The 19,340-nt window shown below is 67.7% G+C and carries 16 protein-coding genes; 5 read left to right on the forward strand and 11 right to left on the reverse strand.

Going from position 1 to position 19,340, the window contains the following annotated elements; all coding sequences use genetic code 11:
* Positions 1 to 420: 420 nt before the first annotated feature.
* Genes J3P31_RS09450 through J3P31_RS09465 form a run of 4 tightly spaced genes read left to right on the forward strand, consistent with a single transcriptional unit; the run spans position 421 to position 4,598 of the window.
* Positions 421 to 942: a chemotaxis protein CheW gene (locus J3P31_RS09450; protein ID WP_210530863.1), complete on the forward strand. Its 522-nt coding sequence runs from the start codon at positions 421 to 423 to the stop codon at positions 940 to 942.
* Positions 939 to 1,841 carry a CheR family methyltransferase gene (locus J3P31_RS09455; RefSeq protein ID WP_368373050.1) on the forward strand — a complete coding sequence of 301 codons (903 nt, stop codon included), beginning with the start codon at positions 939 to 941 and terminating at the stop codon, positions 1,839 to 1,841. The genes J3P31_RS09450 and J3P31_RS09455 overlap by 4 nt, the downstream gene beginning before the upstream one ends.
* 32 nt (positions 1,842 to 1,873) lie before the next feature.
* The gene (locus tag J3P31_RS09460; RefSeq protein WP_210528360.1) at positions 1,874 to 2,950 is read left to right on the forward strand and encodes a protein-glutamate methylesterase/protein-glutamine glutaminase; all 1,077 of its coding nucleotides are present in this window, start codon (positions 1,874 to 1,876) and stop codon (positions 2,948 to 2,950) included.
* A complete protein-coding gene (locus J3P31_RS09465; RefSeq protein WP_210528187.1) occupies positions 2,931 to 4,598 on the forward strand; it encodes a hypothetical protein in 1,668 nt (555 codons plus the stop codon). Before J3P31_RS09460 ends, J3P31_RS09465 begins: the two co-directional genes overlap by 20 nt.
* A 145-nt stretch (positions 4,599 to 4,743) precedes the next feature.
* Here J3P31_RS09465 and J3P31_RS09470 read toward each other — a convergent pair whose 3' ends face one another.
* Genes J3P31_RS09470 through J3P31_RS09480 form a run of 3 tightly spaced genes read right to left on the reverse strand, consistent with a single transcriptional unit; the run spans position 4,744 to position 6,900 of the window.
* Positions 4,744 to 5,475, reverse strand: coding sequence for an amino acid ABC transporter ATP-binding protein (locus tag J3P31_RS09470; protein WP_210528188.1), 732 nt, complete (start codon positions 5,473 to 5,475; stop codon positions 4,744 to 4,746).
* Complete coding sequence (locus J3P31_RS09475; RefSeq protein WP_210528189.1) at positions 5,472 to 6,146, reverse strand: amino acid ABC transporter permease; 675 nt, start codon at positions 6,144 to 6,146, stop codon at positions 5,472 to 5,474. Before J3P31_RS09475 ends, J3P31_RS09470 begins: the two co-directional genes overlap by 4 nt.
* A gap of 4 nt (positions 6,147 to 6,150) precedes the next feature.
* On the reverse strand, positions 6,151 to 6,900 hold the full coding sequence (locus J3P31_RS09480; protein WP_210528190.1) for an amino acid ABC transporter substrate-binding protein: 750 nt from the start codon (positions 6,898 to 6,900) through the stop codon (positions 6,151 to 6,153).
* Between the two features lie 758 nt (positions 6,901 to 7,658).
* Here J3P31_RS09480 and J3P31_RS09485 point away from each other — a divergent pair.
* Positions 7,659 to 9,365 (forward strand): PAS domain-containing hybrid sensor histidine kinase/response regulator, encoded by a 1,707-nt coding sequence (locus J3P31_RS09485; RefSeq protein WP_210528191.1) that lies wholly within the window; start codon positions 7,659 to 7,661, stop codon positions 9,363 to 9,365.
* A gap of 61 nt (positions 9,366 to 9,426) precedes the next feature.
* Here the strand turns inward: J3P31_RS09485 and J3P31_RS09490 are convergent, their stop codons facing one another.
* The 8 genes from J3P31_RS09490 to J3P31_RS09525 all read right to left on the reverse strand — a co-directional run bounded on the left by J3P31_RS09490 (position 9,427) and on the right by J3P31_RS09525 (position 19,328).
* Positions 9,427 to 10,443: an ABC transporter permease gene (locus tag J3P31_RS09490; protein WP_210528192.1), complete on the reverse strand. Its 1,017-nt coding sequence runs from the start codon at positions 10,441 to 10,443 to the stop codon at positions 9,427 to 9,429.
* Positions 10,440 to 12,014, reverse strand: coding sequence for a sugar ABC transporter ATP-binding protein (locus J3P31_RS09495; protein WP_210528193.1), 1,575 nt, complete (start codon positions 12,012 to 12,014; stop codon positions 10,440 to 10,442). Before J3P31_RS09495 ends, J3P31_RS09490 begins: the two co-directional genes overlap by 4 nt.
* Before the next feature lie 55 nt (positions 12,015 to 12,069).
* The gene (locus J3P31_RS09500) at positions 12,070 to 13,017 is read right to left on the reverse strand and encodes a substrate-binding domain-containing protein (protein WP_210528194.1); all 948 of its coding nucleotides are present in this window, start codon (positions 13,015 to 13,017) and stop codon (positions 12,070 to 12,072) included.
* Between the two features lie 706 nt (positions 13,018 to 13,723).
* Positions 13,724 to 14,302: an AAA family ATPase gene (locus J3P31_RS09505; RefSeq protein WP_210528195.1), complete on the reverse strand. Its 579-nt coding sequence runs from the start codon at positions 14,300 to 14,302 to the stop codon at positions 13,724 to 13,726.
* A gap of 120 nt (positions 14,303 to 14,422) precedes the next feature.
* A complete protein-coding gene (locus J3P31_RS09510; RefSeq protein WP_210528196.1) occupies positions 14,423 to 16,687 on the reverse strand; it encodes a xanthine dehydrogenase family protein molybdopterin-binding subunit in 2,265 nt (754 codons plus the stop codon).
* 15 nt (positions 16,688 to 16,702) lie between these two features.
* Positions 16,703 to 17,716: an FAD binding domain-containing protein gene (locus J3P31_RS09515; protein ID WP_210528197.1), complete on the reverse strand. Its 1,014-nt coding sequence runs from the start codon at positions 17,714 to 17,716 to the stop codon at positions 16,703 to 16,705.
* Positions 17,713 to 18,180 (reverse strand): (2Fe-2S)-binding protein, encoded by a 468-nt coding sequence (locus J3P31_RS09520; RefSeq protein WP_368373060.1) that lies wholly within the window; start codon positions 18,178 to 18,180, stop codon positions 17,713 to 17,715. The genes J3P31_RS09515 and J3P31_RS09520 overlap by 4 nt, the downstream gene beginning before the upstream one ends.
* A 65-nt stretch (positions 18,181 to 18,245) precedes the next feature.
* Positions 18,246 to 19,328, reverse strand: a complete 1,083-nt coding sequence (locus J3P31_RS09525) for a catalase family protein (RefSeq protein ID WP_210528199.1) — start codon at positions 19,326 to 19,328, stop codon at positions 18,246 to 18,248.
* Positions 19,329 to 19,340 lie beyond the last annotated feature (12 nt).

A 19,340-nucleotide genomic window follows, 5' to 3' on the forward strand; every position in this document is an offset into this window, starting at 1 on the left:
ACGCGAAAGCCGAAGGTATGCTCGTCGTGCCATTCATTGCGGCTTTCGCTTCTGACGTAGAGAGGCCGCCCCGCGGAGCTGAAAATTCAGGTCACGCACCTCCAGCTCTCCCCAATCCAAGGAAAATGCTGATCCACGAATCGGTCGGCGTTCGGGGCGAAATGGTAGGGACCTTGCAGGGCGTCATCTCCTTCGGCCTGCCGGGGGGGCCGAGCCGTCGCTGTCCAGACCCGCCCCGCAGTCCTGGGGCTGGACAGGCCCTCGGGCCCTCGGCGGCCACCGCCCGCCGTGTCCCGCGGCTGTCTCGTGGGAGTGGAGGTCAACGGGGATGCCTGTCTCTTCAGCGGTCGTCCGACGGACGACATTGATGTCAAGTTCGACCGATCCAGCCAATCAACCTGAGAAAAAGTGAGGACCGCCATGTTGGAAGGACCAGTGGTGACATTCGGCTTGGGCGACTCCCTCTTTGCCCTGCCTGTAGCTTTGGTGCAGGAAATTCTCGATCCGCGGCCTGTGTCGCGCCTTCCGAACGCCCCGGCGCACCTATTGGGCGTGATCGACGTCAGGGGGGCCTCCGTAGCGGTCATCGACCTGCGCATCCTGCTCGGCGAACCCGCGCGCGCCGACGAGCCGGACACCCGCATCATGGTGCTCCAGATCCCGAAGTCGGGTGACGCTCTGCTGGTGGCATTGCGAGTCGATCGAGTGATCGAGGTGGCCGGACTTGATGACGACCGTCTCGAACCATTGGCCGAGGCGGGCTTCCTGGACTGGGACCAGCGCATGGTGGAGGGCATCGGACGCCGCGACGGGACCTTCGTGACCGTGCTGCGCGTCGCAGGCCTCTTCGATCCGGAGGTGATCGCCATGCTGGCCGGCCGTCAGACCGCGTTCGGAACCACGGAGAAGGGGGCGGCCCGTCTTGAGCCGGGACTGGTGTGACGGCCCTGATCGTTCGCGCTCGCCTGGCTGAGCGGTTCCGGAAGCTCGTTCATGAGACCACTGGGATTTTCCTCCCGGACTCGAAGGACGGGATGATCGAGTCCCGCCTCCGTTCCCGACTGGTCGCCCTCGGTCTCAGGGATGTGGGAGAGTACTTCCACTACCTCTTCGAGAAGGGGGCTCTCCAGGATGAGTTGCCTCGGATCATCGAAGCGGTCACGACCAACAAGACCGACTTTTTCCGGGAACGGGCTCACTACGCGTTCCTGTGGGAGACTATGATCCCGGCCGCCCTCAAAGCCGCGCCGGGAAGGGTGCCCTTCAAGTTCTGGAGCGCAGCCTCGTCGACCGGCGCAGAGGCTTGGTCCGCTGCCATGGTGCTGGCCGAAGCGCAAGCGCACTCTCCTCAACTCGACTGGGATGTCCTTGGGACCGATATCTCCCGCAGAGTCCTGCAAACCGCGGGGCGCGCCATCTATCCCGAGGCGGAACTCGAGCCCGTGCCTGCCGCCTTGCGAGATCGCTACGCGATGGTTGGGAGGGGGCGGGACGGGGCGCCTCTTCGCCGCATCGTTCCCGAGCTCCGTCAGCGGGTGCGGTTTCAAGAGATGAACCTGATGGATCCGTCCTATCCCGTTGATCGCAACCTCGATGCCATCTTCCTGAGAAACGTCTTGATCTACTTCGATCCCCCGACGCAGGCGCGGGTCATTGCCTCGATCTCCTCGCATCTTCGACCCGGCGGACATCTGGTCGTAGGCCACGCTGAGTCGATGATCGTTCGCCAGAATGGGCTTCGGCAGGTCGCACCCGCCGTCTTCGTCAGGGAGCGGGGTGACGGGGCACCGGTGCCTCGCGATGTCGGGCCACGGCACCCTGCGACAGGAGGTCTGCTGTGATCAGGACTCAGGGTCTCGGAGCCATCAAGGTCATGATCGTGGACGACAGCGCCAGCGTTCGGGCGGGCCTGAAGTCGATCCTGGCAAGCGACCCCAACATTGAGGTTGTCGCCACCGCAGGGGATCCCTTCGAAGCCGCGGACCGTCTACGAGAAACGGTCCCGGACGTGATGCTTCTCGATATCGAAATGCCCCGGATGGACGGGCTCACCTTCTTGGGCAAGATCATGGCCCAGAGACCATTACCCGTTGTGATCTGCTCGAGTCACAGCGAGGTCGGGTCGCGCAACGCGGTGCGGGCGCTCGAGCTTGGGGCCGCCGAGGTGATCTGCAAGCCCAGCATGGCTACTGCGGCGCAGCGACAGGACGCCCAGATGCGTGTCTGCGATGCGATTCACGCCGCAGCCCAGACCAGGTCGAAGGCTCGGACAACCGTGCCGAGGCCCCTGCAGCCAGGACCCAAGCACACGGCGGACGTGATCCTGCCCGCAGCACGGCCGAACTCGCCCAAGCCTCCGCGGACGGCCCCGATCGTTGCCATCGGGGCCTCGACCGGTGGAACCGAGGCTCTTGCCACGATCCTGCGCGAGCTGCCGGTGGATGCGCCGCCCGTCGTGATTGTGCAGCATATGCCGGAGCGGTTCACAGCGGCCTTTGCGCAACGCCTGGATGGACTTTGCCGGGTTCGGGTCAGCGAGGCCGTCACGGGCGACCAACTGTCGCCGGGGACGGTGCTGATCGCGCCGGGGGATCACCATCTTCTCCTGAGGCGGCAGGGGCTGGCGTACCGCGTCGAGGTCATCGACGGTCCCTATGTCGCGCGTCACCGCCCATCGGTCGATGTGCTGTTCAGGTCGTTTGCCCAAGCGGCGGGCTTCAACGCCCTGGGCCTGCTCCTCACAGGCATGGGAGACGACGGGGCGCGGGGTCTTCTGGAGATGAAGGAAGCTGGGGCGCGCACGGCGGCACAGGACGAGGCCACCTCCGTCGTCTTTGGCATGCCGCGTGAAGCTCTGCGCCTGGGCGGGGCCGATCGCGCTCTGCCCTTGGGTCGGATGTGCAACGAGATCGTGACCTGGGGAAGAAAGAATGTCGTCGCTGAACAATGAAGGTCCGGATCTGATGGAATCGACCGCCTCCGTCACGGCGGTCCGCCGTCGCACCGAAGCAGTCTTCGAATCCTCCCTTGATGCCATGCTGGCCGCGATGGAGGATCTAAGCGTCACCGAGTCCTCCTTGACGGCGCTGTCGGTAACGCTCTCGCCCGAGGCGATGGGACGGCTCAAGTCGCTGCAACCCAGGTTTCATGAACTCGGCATCCAGCTCGAGGCCAAGGCTGCGCGTTGCCGGGAGGCCGCCCGGGACCTGAGCCGGCTGATGGCAAGCGCCCGCGAGAGCCTGGAGGAACTGCGGCGGCTGGCGCGGACTGCGACACTGGTGTCGCTCAATGCGTTGGTGGTCAGCCGCACCCTCACGTCCGACAGCGGGACGATCGATGGACTTGCCCGTGAGATGCGCGCCGTGCTGAGCGGCGTGGGCGGGCTCGTCGCCGACCTTGCGGCCACCATGTCGGCCGGTGGTCTCGGCCTGGAGCAGGTGGAACGAGAGACGGCAGCCTTGGCCGCCTTGACGCGGTCCGAAGCCCTGCCCGCGATCCACAGCTTCACCGAGATGGTCGTGGCGCGGTCGCGTGACGACCGGGTCGCCCGCTCGGCCAGTCTTGTCTCCAAGAGGTTCCGGGCTCTTCAGGACAGGGTTGGTCAGGTGGTTGTCCACCTTCAGGTTGGCGACAGCTTCCGGCAGCGACTGGAGCATGTCGAGGACATGCTGGCCATGGCGGGGCAGCCTGATCCTGCGATCCCTCGGGCCGTCATACGTGATCTCGCGCGGGCGCAGACAAGGGCCGCTCTCGACGATCTGGGACATGCGCTGCGGGCGGCAGGGCGGCATCTGCGCGCTCTCAAGTTGTCCGCGACGGACATTCCCCGTGCGGGCGCGATAGATGCGCTTTGTGGCACCGGGGAGGGCAGCCTCGTGCCGCTGCTGGCCGGCGCGGCGCGGATGGAGCGCATGATGGCCGAGGTGTCGCAGACCAGCGAACGCCTGCTCGCTGCCTCAAGGGGGCTCATGCAAACGCTGGCCGGTGCGGGGCGCGATGCCGGCGAGGCAGCCGAGTTCGAGCGGCGCATGACCGTCCTGGGCCTGAACGCGATCCTTCTATCCTCGCGACTGGGACCGGAAGGTCGCGCAATGGAGGAGGTTGCCCAGCAGCAGAGGGATATCGCGCGAAGCATCATCGATGTCATGGGCCGGCTCCGGCGCAACATCGAGGATGTCATGACCACGTCCGGCAAGCTTGATGATGCAGAGGACAACCTGCTCGTGGAGTCCCTTCGGCACGCGGGGGACGGAGCCCGGGAGGTGACGATTCTGGCGGGTCGGGTCAGGAGCCACCTGTCCGCCATGTCAGGGGGGCGGGGCCCGGAAGAGATCGTGCACATCATGGGCCGGTCCGGAGAGGAGATCGACGAATTCCTGATGTCGGCTCTTGCGCTGGACCGGATGATGCCGGCCAGCGACGTCGAGCCTGTCATCAAGGACCTCGATGCCGAAGGCGAGGCGTTCCTGCAACGGATCAGGGCCATCTACACCATGCACGCCGAACGTGAGGTGCATGATGCCAAGTTCCCCAATCTCGCCGCCGCGCCGGCTACCGCTGCTGCGACGCTTGACGAGGACGACATCCTGTTCGCCTGAGATGCTCGGGGCCGCAACTGGTCGCGCAGGTCCACTGGCCACGAGTTGCGTCCCAAGAGCGGGGACCCTGAACCGGACCAGTCACTGAGGGCGGATAATTATCGTCAGCGGGCTTGCTCGACCCCTGTCGGGGCACGAGCAGTGCTCACCTGACGCGCCGCAGGAACTCCTGGGTCCGAGGATCGCGGGGCGAGTCGAACACCTCGCCGGGGGTCCCCTGTTCGATGATGCGTCCGCCTTCCATGAAGATGACGCGGTCTGCGATCTCGCGGGCGAACTGCATCTCGTGGGTGACGATCAGCATGGTCTGCCGGCGCTCGGCGATGCGGCGCATGAGGTCCAGCACCTCACCCACCCATTCCGGGTCGAGCGCCGACGTCGGCTCGTCGAAGAGGATCAGATCGGCATTGAGCGCCAGCGCACGGCCGATCCCGATGCGTTGCTGCTGCCCTCCGGAAAGCGCAGCGGGGTAGGCGTCCGCCTTGTCGATCAAGCCGATGTCGCGAAGGATCGCGTCCGCCCGGGCGACAGCCTCGGTCTTGGGCAGACCTTGGACGGTCACCAGCGCCTCGGTGATGTTGCCGCGCGCCGTCCGGTTGGCGAACAGGGCATAGTTCTGGAACACGAAGGCCGTCCGGCGGCGCACCGCCAGGATCTGGGCCCGCGTCGCGCGGGAGGCGTCGACGGCAAGATCTCCGATGCGGATCCGGCCCGCGTCGGCTCGGTCAAGGAAATTGATGCAGCGCAGGAGCGTGGATTTCCCGGTGCCCGAGGGCCCGATCACCACGATCCGTTCGCCGGGCCGGATGCTCAGGTCGATGCCGTTCAGCACGACCGTAGGGCCGAACCGCTTGATGAGTCCCGAAATCTCGATCATCGCGCCAAGGCCCTGTTCATGCGCACCTCAAGCCATCGCTGGACGACCGAAAGCAACTCCACGACAATCCAATAGAAGATCGCGACGAGCAGGAAGGCCTCGAAGTAGCGAAAGCTGCTGGCGGCCTCCTTCTGCGCTGCTCCCATCATCTCGGTCACGCCCAAGGTGAACGCGAGCGAGGTGCTCTTGATCATGTCGATGAAATAGTTGAGCAGCGTCGGCGCGGCGATCCGCGCCGCCTGGGGCAGGATGATCCGCCGCATGGCCTGGACCTGCGTCATGCCGATGGCCTGGCTGGCCTCCCATTGGCTCCGGTCCACGCCGAGGATGGCGGCGCGAATGCTTTCTGCCATATAGGCCGCGAAGTGCAGCGTGAGCCCGGTGATGGCGGCCTGGACGCCGTTGATCGCGCTGAAGGCCGGGACGATCTGCGGCAGCCCGTAGTAGAAGAGGAACAACTGCACGAGCAGCGGGGTGCCCCGGAAGAAGCTGATGAAGCCCTGCACGATCTGGTTCAGCACAGGGATGCGGGAGACCCGCACCATCGCGAGCAGCAGGGCCAGGATCAGCGCCAGCACCATCGCGGCCACCGCCATGGCCAGCGTCAGAGGCAGATACCGAAGCAGGACGGGCACAAGACCCAGCATGTAGTCGAGGTCGAGTGCCCGCATGATCTCAGTCCACCGCCGTCACGTCCAGCCCCAGCCACTTTTCCGAGATCGCCTTCAGCGTGCCGTTCTCGCGCAGCGTGGTGATCGCAGCGTCGACCTCGTCCCGAAGTGCGCGGCCTTCCTCGTCGTTGCGGAACGGCAGAGCGTTCTGGATCTCGCTGAACGGCTCGCCGGCCAACTGCAGCGGCAGGCCGCTGTCCTTGACGACCGTGGCGGTCGAGACCCGGTCCATCACGAAGGCATCCACGCGGCCCAGGGCCACATCCTGTTCGATGTTGCTTTCGTAGGTGCGGATGTCGATCTCGCTCGCATAGGGCAACTCGCGCAGGAGTTGCTCGAAGTTGGAGCCGAGATTGACGGCGACCGAATGACCTTTCAGGTCCTCGACGCCATGGATTTCGTCGTTTCCTTCGCGGACGACCACCTGCGCACCGTCGATCACGTAGGGCTGCGTGAAGAGGAAGGCCTGCTCGCGTTCGGGCGTGATGGTGATCTGGTTGGCGACCGTGTCGATCCGGCCCGATTCCAACGCGCCGATCAGGCCCGAAAAGGACATCGTGACGAAATTGACGGGACGGCCGATCTCCTCGCCGACGGCATTCATGAAGTCGACCTCGAACCCTTGCAGAACATCCTGCTCGACGAAGGTGAAGGGATAATAGCCCCCCGACATGCCGACGTTGATGGTCTCCTGGGCCGACGCGCTGGTCACGGCGGCTAGGCTGAGGACCACGGAACCGACGAGCTTCTGCATCTGCACCTCCTGTTCGGTTGCACCCCGCGCCGTTCATACGAGCGAGGCCAAGCCGGGAATGTGTGGAACAGGGCCGAGGTTCCTTGCAAGTGCCTGACGAGGGGGCAGGGCCGTCATCCGGCGCGGGCCGGGGGGGGCGGTGGAATGATTTCGGGATCGGCGGCCTTTCACGCCTTGGAACAGCCACCGTCCGGGGGGCTGTTGAATGCGGGTGCCAGCGCGACGCCCCTGGCATTCGCTCACCCCGGCCTGCCTGTGGTCACGACCAATGCCACAAGCGCAGGAACCGTGTTGCGACTATCTGGCCGGGGTGCTTGGCCTGGACGAAAGATCGCGTGTCCTGACGGGGCAACGCGCCTGCGCCTGCGACCCGGTGCCCCCAGTCGCCTGCACTCCGCCGTGGCCTCAGCGCACTGTGCTGTCCGATGGGCGTGGGGCTCGTCCTGAGATGGATGTGCCTACGCCGGGTCGATCGACGCCGCACAGACACGGCGGTCTAGTCCGGTCGATCGCAGATGGTTGCTCATTCCTGAAGAGACTGGCAGTTTACAACCCATGCGACGCGCCGGATCCGTCTTCATGCAACCTCAGGCCGGGCTTGCGCCCTGCGCCGGACCTGCTTCATATCCAGCGGCGACCGCAACGTCGTTCAACCTCGACGTGATCGCGGAACGAGCCATATCCTCAGGAGATGTCCGGTGAGGTTATTCGGGCAGAACAAGGGCCAGATCAGTGGCTCGCCGCAGGCAGGTGACCCGATGGGACAGCAGGACGCGCCTGACAGACCAACAGCGACCGAGGAAACGCCCGGCTTTCTTGGCGGCGGCGGCACCTGTGGCGAGCTGATCGCCCGGCGCGACTGGCAGGGCACCCCGCTGGGTCCGGCGCGAAACTGGCCCCGCAGCCTGCAGACCGCCGTGGGCATCATGCTCCGTTCCCCCAATCCCACCCTGCTGCTCTGGGGCGTGGAGGGGATCGTCCTTCACAATGATGCCTTCGCGCTGATCACGGCGGGCCTGAACCCCGAGATCATCGGTTCGCGGGCGTTGGACCGCTGGCCCGACTCCGCAGGTTTCCTGTTCGAGGTTCTCGAGCGGAGCCTTGCTGGCGAGACGCTCACTTTCCGCAATCAGGAGTTCACCTCTCACCGGCACGGCCATGCCGAACGAATCTTCCTGAATATCGATTGCGTGCCCGTGCCGGGCGAGGACGGGAACCCGGCCGGGATCCTGATGACCATCGTCGAGACGACCGAGGCCGTGCTCGCGCCGCAGCCCCGGTCCCAGACCGAGCCGCCCCGCCAGGAAGAACTGCAGCGGCTCGACATGATCGGGCAGATCACCGGCGGCTTTGCGCACGACTTCAACAACCTGCTCACGCCCATTGTGGCCGGGCTCGACATTATCCGGCGCAAGCTGCCGGACGAACGCTCGCAACGGCTCATCTCGGGGGCGCTCCAGTCATCCGAACGGGCGGCGACCCTGGTGCAGCGTCTCCTGGCGTTCGCCGGGCGGCAGATGCTCCAGCCCAGCGCGATCAGCCCATCCGGCCTGCTCGAAGGCCTGCGCGATCTCATCGACCGCAGCCTCGGCCCGTCCGTCGAACTGCGCCTCGAGGTGCCGCCGGACCTGCCGCCCATCATGGTGGATCCGAGCCAATTGGAGGTCTCGCTCCTCAACCTGAGCGCCAACGCCCGCGATGCCATGCCGACGGGGGGCCGCGTGACCCTGACGGCCGAGCTCGTCGACACCGACGACGATCCCGTGCCTGGGCTTCCCCCCGGGCTGTATGTCAGCATCGCGATGGCCGACAACGGCGTCGGGATGGACACGGCCACGGCGAACCGGGCGGTCGAGCCGTTCTTTTCCACGAAGCCGGCGGGGCAGGGGACCGGGCTGGGCCTGTCGATGGTGCATGGCTTTGCGGCCCAATCCGGGGGCGCGTTCAAGCTGCTGACCGAAAAGGGCCGTGGCACTGCCGCCGTCCTGTTCCTGCCCGTGGCGCAGGAGATCGCGAACGAGGGGGAATCCGGCGAAGCGGCGATGGTCGCACGCAAGACCGTGGTCCTCCTTGTCGATGACGAGGATCTCGTCCGCATGTCCATGGCGGAGGGCCTCCGCGAACTGGGCTATGATGTGGAGGATGTCGGCACCGCCGCCGAGGCGCTCGAGGCCGTTCGGATGGGCTTTGTCCCGGACGTGCTCGTGACCGACCACATCATGCCGGGGATGCTCGGGGCGGATCTGGCCCGCGAACTGCGGGAAAGGCTTCCCGACCTGCCTGTGCTGATGATCACCGGCTATGCCCAGCTTTCGCCCGAGCAGACCCGCGGGCTCCAGGTCCTGGGCAAGCCGTTCCGCCAGTCCGACCTGGCCAGCCGGCTTGCGTTGATGCTGGCCGTCGAAAGCGACAAGGTGGTGCCGCTGCGCCCGCGCGGCCCCGGAGCTTCGGCCGCCAGCAAGTGAGCAGCGATGGGGCGCGGACCCGGAAGGGTCCGCCTGATCCCGGTCCTGACGACCCCACCCTTCAGGTGCCGGCCCTGAGCTTGAGCCAGCGGTCAAAGGCCACGGCTGCGATCAGGATGAGGCCGATCACCACCTGCTGCGTGTAGGACGACACGTTGTTCAGGACGAGCCCGTTCACCAGCACGCCGATCAGCGCCGCGCCGACCACGGTCCCCCCAACGCCGCCGATGCCGCCGAAGAGGGATGTGCCCCCGATCACCACCGCCGAAATGACGGTCAGCTCGTAGCCGATGCCCGCCACCGCTTCGGCCGAGTTCAGCCGCGCGGACAGCACGAAGGCCGCAAGGCCCGAGAAGAAGCCCACGATCATGTAGACCGCGACAAGGATGCGATCGACGCGGACCCCCGACAGGCGTGCGGCCTCGGCGTTGCCGCCCACGGCATAGACCGCCCGTCCGAAGCGCGTGTACCGCAGCACGATGTGGCACAGCACGGCCGCCGCGCCGAAGATGATGACCGGCACCGGCACTGGTCCCACGAGGCCGGTGCCGAACCAGCGCATCCCGGGCGTGAAGCCCGAGATCGGGCCGCCCCCCGACAGGGTCAGCGTCAGTCCGCGGAAGATGGTGAGACCGCCCAGCGTGACCACGAACGGCGGCACCCGGAGCCGGGTGATCGCGAGCCCCTGGATCAGGCCGGCCGCCGTGCCGACGAGCACCGCGGCAAGGAGCGCCGCGAACCAGCCATATCCCTGGCCGGCGTTCGACGAGAGCGACAGCGTGTTCGCCGCCCCACCCTTGGCGACGATCGCCGCCACCATGCCGCAGAAGGCGAGCAGCGAGCCCACGCTGAGGTCGATGCCTGCCGTCAGGATCACGAAGGTCATGCCCAGGGCGATGAGGCCCGTGATGGAGATCTGCCGCGCCACGTTGAACAGGTTGAGCTGGCTCAGAAAGTTCTCGTTGGTGGCGGCGAAGACCAGCATCAGCGCCAGCAGGAACATGAGCGGTCCGAACTGCTTGAGGATGCGAAAGGCATTCAGGCCGCCGATGGGCCGATGGGCGACGGGTGAGGTCATGCAGGCTCTCCGGGACGGGACTCGAGCGCCATCAGCGCCATGAGCGATTCTTCGGTGGCCTCATGGGCCGGCATCTCGCCGCTGATCCGCCCCTGACGCATGGTCACGATGCGGTCGCTGACCGAGAGGACCTCGGGCAGTTCGGACGATATCATCATGATCGCGATCCCGCGCGCGGCAAGCTGGACAAGGATCTGATGCACCTCGGCCTTGGCGCCGACGTCGACGCCGCGCGTGGGCTCGTCCACGATCAGCACCTTGGGGTCGCGGGCCAGCCAGCGGGCGAGGATCACCTTCTGCTGGTTCCCGCCGGACAGGCCGTCGATCGTCTGCTCGGGCGAGGCCATCCGGATCGACATGGCCTTGCGATACTCGGACAGGGCGGCGACCTCGCGCGCGCCGGACATGAAGCCGAGGCGGCCCGAGTAGAGGTCCATGGCGGCGATCGAAAAGTTCTGCCGGATCGGCAGCATGGCAAAGATGGCCTGGGCCTTCCGGTCCTCGGGCACGAGCCCGATGCCCAGATCCCGCGCATCCGCCGGCGAGGCTGGCGCGACGGGAACCCCGTCAAGCAGGATGGCTCCTTCGGCGATCGGGTCGGCTCCGAAGATGGCACGGGCCAGTTCGGTCCGGCCGGAGCCCACAAGACCCGCCACGCCCAGGATCTCGCCCGCGCGAAGGTCAAGGTCCACCCCGTCCAGGACGATGGCATGCGGCGCGTCGGCGGCGCGGACCGTGCGCAGCCCCCGGACGCTGAGCCGCACGGGACCGGCGATGTCCCGGCGGCTGGGGCGGGCGTAAAGCTCGGACGCGGCGCGGCCGACCATCTTCTCGATGATGCGGGGCACCGGGATGGGGCCGCCTTCGCGCATGAGGTGGCCGGCGAGCCGTCCGTCTCGCAGGACGGTCATCCGGTCGCACATGAGCGAGGCTTCCTCGAGGCGGTGGGTGACGAACATGATCGCCATCCCTTCGCGCCGCAGGCGTTCCATGATGGAATAAAGGCGCTGCACCTCGGCCTCGGTCAGGGCCGAGGTAGGCTCGTCCATGATGATGAGCCGCCCGCCGAGCGACAGCGCCCGCGCGATCTCGACGAGTTGCTGCTCGGCGACCGACAGCGCCGAGACCGGCGTGTCGGGATGGACGGACAGGCCCACCCGGCCCAGGATGGCCAGCGCCTCGCGCCGCATCCGCCGCCAGTCCACGAGCCCCAGCGCCCCGGTCGGAGCCCGGTTGACGAAGATGTTCTCGGCCACCGTCAGGGTGGGGATGAGGCTCAGCTCCTGGTAGATCGTCACGATCCCGGCGGTTCGGGCCGCGACGGGGTCGGCGGGCTGGTAGGTCTCTCCGTCGAAGGTGATCCGGCCGGCCGTGGCGGGCTGCGCGCCGGAGAGGATCTTGAGGAGGGTCGATTTCCCCGCGCCGTTCTCGCCCATGAGCCCCAGGATCTCTCCGGCGCGAACGTCGAGCGACACGTCGTCGAGGGCCACCACCCCGGGGAACCGCTTGGACAGGCCCGAGATCTCGAGAAGCGGGGGCGGCACGGCCTGGGCCGCGCTGGCGCTGGTCATAAGCCTCTCCGTGAATGGGGGTGGCCGGAGCCGGTCTGGCTCCGGCCGCGTCGGATCAGTTCGTCTCGCCGATGCGCTCGGCCTTATCGAGGTTGTCGGACCCGATCACGATCGGGGTCAGCAGCACCAGCGACTCCGCAGGTTCGGTGCCATCCTTGGCGTAAGCCACGGCGATCCGGACCGCGGTGCGCGACTGCTCGCCCGGGAACTGCTCCACCGTGCCGGCCAGGGTGCCGTCCCGGACGGCGACCAGCGCCTCGGGAAGGGCGTCGAAGCCATAGATCTTCACGTCGGTGAAGCCCCGCGCCGCGCAGGCTTCGATCGCGCCCAGCGCCATGTCGTCGTTCGCGCAGACGATCGCGTCGGGCTTACCGTTGGCCGCAAGGCCCGCCTCTGTGACGGAAAGGGCTTCGGCGCGGGCGAAGTTCGCCGTTTGCTCGAAGATGATCTGGTACTTGTCGGACACGGAGTCGAGGACGTTGTGGACGCCCTGGTTCCGGTCGATGGCGGGACCGGCCCCCGGCTGGCCCTGGAGGTGGAAGATCTTGGCGCCGTTCGGGAAGGCGGCCATGAGCGCCTGGGCCTGCGCCTCACCGCCCTTGACGTTGTCCGCCCCGACATGGGCGAGGATGCCCTCCACCCCGTCGACCCGGCGGTCAACGGTGACGACCGGCACCCCCGACTGGATCGCGGCTTCGATGGCGGGCGCCAGGGCGTTCACGTCGAGCGGCGAGATGACGATGGCGTTCACCCCTTGCACCACCGCCGCCTCGATGTCGGCCGTCTGCTTGGGCGCGGAGTTCTGGCCGTCCGACTCGATCAGATCCACGCCTTGGGCCTCGGCCTCGACCTTGATCTGGTTCAGCATGTGAACAAAGAACGGGAATCCGAGGCTGGGCACCGAGCCGAGGATGGTGAGCCGCTCCTGGGCAAAGGCCGCAGGGGCGGAGGCCGTCAGGGCGCCAAAGGCTACTGACGACAGCAGGAAACTACGTCGATCCATTCATTCTCCTCCAAGTGGAAGCAGCCGGATCGCGCCATTTCGGCTTATTTCTTGGGCTGCTAACACGCCTGAGCCTATCGGCCCCCGGGCTTCGGACGCAAGCGTTTCCATGAGGGCCCGACACGGTGCGGCAAGCACCCGGGGGTTTGGCCGAATCCCCGAATAAGTTGGCGCACGCCGGTCTGCGAGGGTGCCACGGCGAGGTCACCTCTGCCGCAGGCGCCGCCAGATCGGGGGACCCGCGAGGGGGAGGGGACCCGATGGCCGAGTGAGTCATGCAACTGTGGACAGCCTGTACGACCCATGGACCGGGCAGGTCGCGGCGGATCTCGACCGCTCTGCCGTCCTCGGCCCTAAGACACCTGAGGACGATGGGCTGGGCAAGGCGCCGATTTCTGGCACTCGCGCGGCCTGCTGCCTAGAGCAGGGACGCGAACCCGGACCCGGCCAAGGCAATGGATTGGTGGTGCAAGCCGAGGGATGCGGCATCGCTCCGGTCGTGCGGGCTTGGCCCTATGTGCGTCGCGATCACCCTTGGGGTAGCAGGAACGACCAGATGACCCGGATCCTGGCCGCCTCGGGTGCCGAACTCCTGGCGTGCCCGGACAGGTCTGGCCAAGATCAACTCCCGGCTGACCCGAAGACCGGGCTGGCGGCCTCGCGGGCAGAGAGGCCGAAGGTTCGTGGGGCGGCCATGGGTCGCCGCTCAGCCAAGCTCGCCTGCCGCGATGGCCGCGAGGATGCGTTCACGCCAGCTTGTGTCGCGGTCCGGGTGCTCGTTCTCCACGCGGCTGGCCTCCTGAACGAAGTGCTCATAACCCCGGCCAAGTTCGACACCGCGGCGCGTGTGCATGTCGATGGCGAAGTCGGGCACCCCGGGGGCGCGGTCGCGGACCACCAGTTCCAGCCGCGCCCAGTTCGTCATGTCGTCCGAGGTGCGATCCTTGGGGCTTTGTGCAATGAGCCGGACGGCGTGGGCCGCGAACAGGAAGCGATCGCCGAGGGGCCGCGGATAGCGAAGCCGCTGCTGGAACAGGGTTTCCACCAGGATGGGGAGGGTGGGATGGCCCAGGCCCACGTCCTCCACCGCGATCACGACGAGGCGGGACCAGAGCTTGTCCTCCAGTTCGGCCGAAGTGAGGAACATCTCGTAGGCCAGGAGCAGCGCCGTATCAACGAGGCTGCGGCGGAGGCTCTTCTGCAGTCCCGAGATGACCTCGTCCGCGGGGAGATCATGGAGGGTCCGGACCTTCTGCCAGGGATCCGGGGGCAGGCTGACCTTCATTCTGGGCTCCAGGTTCGGGGCGGTCCCGTTCGCGATCGGGACCGTGCGGCCCCGGGCGCAGGTTGGAGCCGTTCGGCCCGGAGCCGCAAGGGTCCTCGTCGAAGGCGCGACCGCGATGGATCAGGTTGCGATCAGCCTGTCGATGGTGATGGGCAGGTTGCGGTGGCGCTGGCCGGTGGCGTGGAAAATGGCGTTCGCGATCGCTGCCGCGGTGCTGATGATGCCGATCTCGCCCACGCCCTTGGCGCCAAGGGGCGTGACCTCAGGGTCCGGCTCGTCCACGAAGATGACCTCGATGTCGTGCACGTCGGCGTTCACCGGGATGTGGTACTCGGCCAGATTGTGGTTCATCCAGCGGCCCAGGATCGGGTCGCCCATCGTCTCCTCGTGCAGCGCCATCCCCATGCCCATGACGACGCCGCCCAGGATCTGGCTGCGGGCGGTCTTGGGATTGATGATCCGGCCGGCCGCGACCGCGTTCACGATCCGGGTGACCCTGACCTGGCCCAAGTCCTCGTCCACGCGCACTTCGGCGAAGACGGCGCTGTGCACGTTGCGCGACTTGGTCATCTGGCTGATCCGGTCGCCCAGACCCGGCTTGGCGGTGGCCTCCTCCTCGATGACGTCAAGCCCTGAGGCCGCCATCGCATCGGCAAAGCTGACCGCCTTCGACGGGTCGCTCCGGAGGATCATGTAGCCGTCCGTCAGGGTCACGTCCTCGAGGGAACGCGCGTCGCCCAGCGGCTTTCCCTCGACCTTGGCCGCGGCGGCCAGGAGCTTGGCCCCGACTGCCTGGCAGGCCAGTTGCACCGCCGCGCCGGCCGAGGCCGCCGCCCGGGAGCCGCCTTCGACCTGGGAATGCGGCAGGTCGCTGTCGCCGATCCTGACGGTGATGCGCTCGGGCCGCAGGCCCAGGGTGTCGGCGGCGACCAGCGCCAGGACGGTGTAGGTCCCCGTCCCGATGTCCGAGGTGGCGCTTGCCACCTCGAGCCGTCCATCCGCCGTCAGCCTGGCCCGCGCGCTCGTTTCGACGAACTCGGCGTTCCAGAGGCCGGTGGCCATGCCCCATCCGATCAGCTCGCGGCCCTCCCTCATGGACCTCGGCTCGGGCGAGCGGCGGTCCCAGCCGAAGGCGGCCGCGCCCTCGCGGTAAGCCTCGCGAAGCGCCTTGCTGGTGAAGGGGGTCCGGTACATCGCGTCGATGTCGGAATAGTTGATCATCCGGAACTCGAGCGGATCGACCCCGGCCTTGTAGGCCAGCTCGTCCATCGCGATCTCGAAGATGGTCATGCCGGTCGCCGCGCCCGGGGCACGCATGTCGGCGGACGTGTAGGTATCGCGTGGGGCGATCGAGTATTCGCCCTTCATGTTGGGGCTGTCGTAGTTGATCATGCCCCAGATCACGACGTCCTCCATGTTGTCCTCGAAGCGCGAGGTGGAGGTGGTCGCATCGCCCAGGATGGCCGTGAGCTTGCCCGTGGGCTCCGCGCCCAGCTTGACGGTGTAGACCGCTTCGGGCCGGTGGGCGTGGGTGAACATCTGCTGGCGGGTCATCACCACCCGGACCGACCGCTGCATGTGCTTGGCCGCCATCACCGCGAGGTAGACCTGATACTGGGGCCGGAGCCCGGACCCGAACGCCCCGCCGACATAGGCGTTCACCACCCGCAGCTCCTTCTTGGAGAAGCCGAAGATGTTGCAAAGGTAGCTTTGCACGCCTTGGGAGCCCTGGTTCTTGTCGTAGACGGTCAGCGTGCCGTCCCCGTGCCAGTCGACCGTGGTGGCGTGCATCTCCATGGGATTGTGGTGCTCGACGGCGAGGTGATACCGCGCCTCGTGCCGCAGCTCCGCCTTGTCGAAGGCGGCGTCGGCGTCCCCGTGGTTCTTGGGCTCGTGGTACGAGTTGCGCTTCTTCGACGGCAGGAACTTCTCGGCCAGCGAGGCTTCGAAGTCGATGTTGTGGGGCGCGGCCTCGTAGGACACGTCGATCAGGCTTGCCGCAAAGCGGGCCGCCTCGAAGGTTTCGGCCAGCACAAGGGCGACCGGCTGGCCGCTGAACTGGATCTCCTCGCTTTCCAGCGGGCGAAACGGGTCCCCGGGGATGCTGAGCTCGTCCTTGTAGTTGCGGTCGAGCCAGGGCGTGTGGGGACGGTTCCGGTGCGTCAGCACCTCGACGACGCCGGGCACGCTGCGCGCGGCCGTCTCGTCGATCCCGGTGATCCGCCCGCGCGCGATGCGGCCCGACACGATCACGCCGTGAAGGAGGCCCGCGGCGGGGTATTCGGCGGCGTACTGCGCCTGGCCCGTGACCTTGGCCTCGCCGTCGACGCGGTTCAGTGGCGTGCCGATGCCGACCCTGATCGGCTCGTGGCGGGTGTCGGGCATGGTGTCCGCTCCTTCTCAGGCGAGGCGCTTGTCGGTCTGGGACTGGGGCGTGCCGGCAGCGGCCTGCTCCAGCGCGCGGGGAATGGCCTTGCGGGCCATCGGGATCTTGAAGTCGTTGGCCCCGTGGCCGCGGGCGCCGTCCAGGAGCACCTCGGTCGCGGCGTCGAAGGCCGCGCGATCGGGCGCCCGGCCGACCAGGACCTCCTCGGCCTCCAGGCGTCGCCACGGCTTGTGGGCAACCCCGCCCAGCGCGATGCGGGCCTCGGCGATGCGTCCGTCCTCGATCCGCATGGCCACTGCCACCGACACGAGGGCAAAGGCGTAGGACAGGCGGTCGCGGAGCTTCAGATAGGTGAAGTTCTGCGTGAACCGCTCGGCCGGGAGGTCGATGGCGGTGACCAGCTCGCCGGGCTTCAGCGTGTTGTCGCGCCAGGGCTCCTCGCCGGGCAGGCGGTGATAGTCGGCGAACGGGATCACGCGCTCCCCGTCGGACCCGGTGACCCGGACCTCGGCCTGCAGGGCGGCGAGCGCCACGGCCATGTCCGAGGGGTGGGTGGCGATGCAATGAGGGCTCGTGCCCAGGATGGCGTGGATCCGGTTCACGCCGCCGATGGCGCCGCAGCCCTGGCCGGGGTTGCGCTTGTTGCAGGGCGTGGCCACGTCGTAGAAGTAGTAGCAGCGCGTCCGCTGGTTGATGTTGCCCCCGTTGGTGGCGGCATTGCGAAGCTGCGCGGTCGCGCCCGCCAGGATCGCCGAGGAGAGCAGGGGATAGCGCTCCTGCACCCGGCTGTCGTAGGCCGTCTCGCTGTTGGTCACGAGGGCGCCGAGCCGGAGCCCCCCTGACTCGGTCTCGCCGATCTCCGCCAGCGGCAGGCGACCGATGTCCACGACGCGGGTCGGCCGGGCCACGTTCTCCTTGAGCAGGTCGACGAGGTTGGTGCCTCCCGCAAGATAGGTCGCCTGCTCGGCGGCCCCTTCCCGGACCGCGTCCGAAACCTCGGTCGGCCGGGCGTAGTCGAAGCGGATCATTCCCGGTCCTCCGTTCCCAGCACCTCGAGGATCGCGTCCGCGATGTTGGTGTAGGCCCCGCAGCGGCAGAGGTTGCCGCTCATCTGCTCGCGCACGTCATCGCGCGTGCGCGCATGCCCTTCGGCGATCAACCCCACGCCCGAACAGATCTGGCCGGGCGTGCAGTAGCCGCACTGGAAGGCGTCGTGCTCCAGGAACGCCGCCTGCAGGGGGTGGAGGTTCCCCGGCTGCCCCAGCCCCTCGATCGTCGTGATCTCGGACCCGTCCAGCGTCACCGCGAGCTTGAGGCAGGAGTTCATCCGGCGTCCGTCGATCAGCACCGTGCAGGCCCCGCACTGGCCGTGGTCGCAGCCCTTCTTGCTCCCCGTGAGGTGCAGCCGTTCGCGCAGCAGGTCGAGGAGCGTCACCCAGGGCTCGACGGCCAGCCGATGCTCCTGCCCGTTGATGGTGAGCGTGACCGGCACGGTGCCGATGGCCGAGGACGCGACCTCTCGGCCGGGGTCGTTCGCAAGGGACAGGGCGGCCTCGCTCATGCCGGGATCTCCTCGATGCTGGCGGTGTCGGCGGGGGCGATGCCGTTCGCGCGGTGGCGGATGTCGGACAGCGCCCGGTAGACCTGCAGCCGCCCCCGCATGACGGACCCGAGTGGCCGGTGCGCGGCCAGGCTGTGGGCGGGGCGGAAGGTCATCACCTCGTCGAAGTAGCGGACCCGGTCGTCCCCGTAGGCGTCCTGGCGCGGCAGGGTGATCGTGGCGATGGTCCGGTACTGGCTGTCCGCGCTGGGCCATTCGACCGAGGCATCCTCGATGGGCTGGGTCTTGGCATCGGCCCAAAGCTGCGCGCGCAGTTCGAACACGGCATCATACGCCCGGAAGAAGGCGACGGTGGCGGTGCGGAACCCGTCCTCGTCCTGATGGGGGTTGAGCCGCCACGGCTTCAGCCGGTCCTGGTGGACCGAGGACGGGAAGGCGGCGACCTTGGCCACGTAATCGCCCCAGCGCAGGGGGGCCTGGCTGAAATACGCGTTGCAGATCGGATGATCGTAGGGATGGCCAAGGAACTCGGCCAGGGCGCTCGACGTCCCGACCGCGTTCAGCGCCCGGTTCAGGTTTCGCGCCAGCGACGATACCGCGCTTTTCGCCCCTTCGGGCAACCCCGCGGAGCCGCCGATCACGGTCCCGTCCCGCAGGAACCCCTTGGCCGTGCCGGACGGGAACGTGGCCCCGGTGGCCAGCACGAAGTCCTGCGTCGGCGCGTCGTGCCCGGGCAGCCGCTCGCCTTCGGCCCCGAACACCTTGATGGACATGCCCCGGTGGGTGGACACCCGGTCGCCCAGCGTCTCGCCCGGGCCTTGGGCAAAGCGCACGGCCACCGGGTAGGTGCCCCCCCGGGCGAAGAGCCCCTGGGCGAGTTCCATCGGCAGGTCGTCGGGTACCTTCATCTCGCCGATCACGCAGGCGGTGCTCTTGGCGTGGCTGGCGCGGACGGCATGATGCTCGCGCGCTTCGACCGTCCCGGCCTGCGCGGTCATCCCGGCGATGATGCCATCGATGGTCTTCTGCTCGTCAGGCTCGGGGCGCTCGATGTCGGGCGAGTAGCGCAGATAGGCCATGCAGCCCTCCTG

It is taken from the genome of Rubellimicrobium arenae (genome assembly GCF_017916275.1).
GTDB classification, from domain to species: domain Bacteria; phylum Pseudomonadota; class Alphaproteobacteria; order Rhodobacterales; family Rhodobacteraceae; genus Rubellimicrobium; species Rubellimicrobium arenae.

Excerpts from the sequence above, each read along its gene's own strand:
- J3P31_RS09495 (WP_210528193.1), bottom strand. The coding sequence starts at position 12,014 with ATGACCAGCGCCAGCGCGGCCCAGGCCGTGCCGCCCCCGCTTCTCGAG.
- J3P31_RS09480 (WP_210528190.1), bottom strand. The coding sequence starts at position 6,900 with ATGCAGAAGCTCGTCGGTTCCGTGGTCCTCAGCCTAGCCGCCGTGACC.
- J3P31_RS09525 (WP_210528199.1), bottom strand. The coding sequence starts at position 19,328 with ATGGCCTATCTGCGCTACTCGCCCGACATCGAGCGCCCCGAGCCTGAC.
- J3P31_RS09450 (WP_210530863.1), top strand. The coding sequence starts at position 421 with ATGTTGGAAGGACCAGTGGTGACATTCGGCTTGGGCGACTCCCTCTTT.
- J3P31_RS09490 (WP_210528192.1), bottom strand. The coding sequence starts at position 10,443 with ATGACCTCACCCGTCGCCCATCGGCCCATCGGCGGCCTGAATGCCTTT.
- J3P31_RS09510 (WP_210528196.1), bottom strand. The coding sequence starts at position 16,687 with ATGCCCGACACCCGCCACGAGCCGATCAGGGTCGGCATCGGCACGCCA.
- J3P31_RS09515 (WP_210528197.1), bottom strand. The coding sequence starts at position 17,716 with ATGATCCGCTTCGACTACGCCCGGCCGACCGAGGTTTCGGACGCGGTC.
- J3P31_RS09470 (WP_210528188.1), bottom strand. The coding sequence starts at position 5,475 with ATGATCGAGATTTCGGGACTCATCAAGCGGTTCGGCCCTACGGTCGTG.
- J3P31_RS09505 (WP_210528195.1), bottom strand. The coding sequence starts at position 14,302 with ATGAAGGTCAGCCTGCCCCCGGATCCCTGGCAGAAGGTCCGGACCCTC.
- J3P31_RS09485 (WP_210528191.1), top strand. The coding sequence starts at position 7,659 with ATGGGACAGCAGGACGCGCCTGACAGACCAACAGCGACCGAGGAAACG.
- J3P31_RS09500 (WP_210528194.1), bottom strand. The coding sequence starts at position 13,017 with ATGGATCGACGTAGTTTCCTGCTGTCGTCAGTAGCCTTTGGCGCCCTG.
- J3P31_RS09460 (WP_210528360.1), top strand. The coding sequence starts at position 1,874 with ATGATCGTGGACGACAGCGCCAGCGTTCGGGCGGGCCTGAAGTCGATC.
- J3P31_RS09475 (WP_210528189.1), bottom strand. The coding sequence starts at position 6,146 with ATGCGGGCACTCGACCTCGACTACATGCTGGGTCTTGTGCCCGTCCTG.
- J3P31_RS09465 (WP_210528187.1), top strand. The coding sequence starts at position 2,931 with ATGTCGTCGCTGAACAATGAAGGTCCGGATCTGATGGAATCGACCGCC.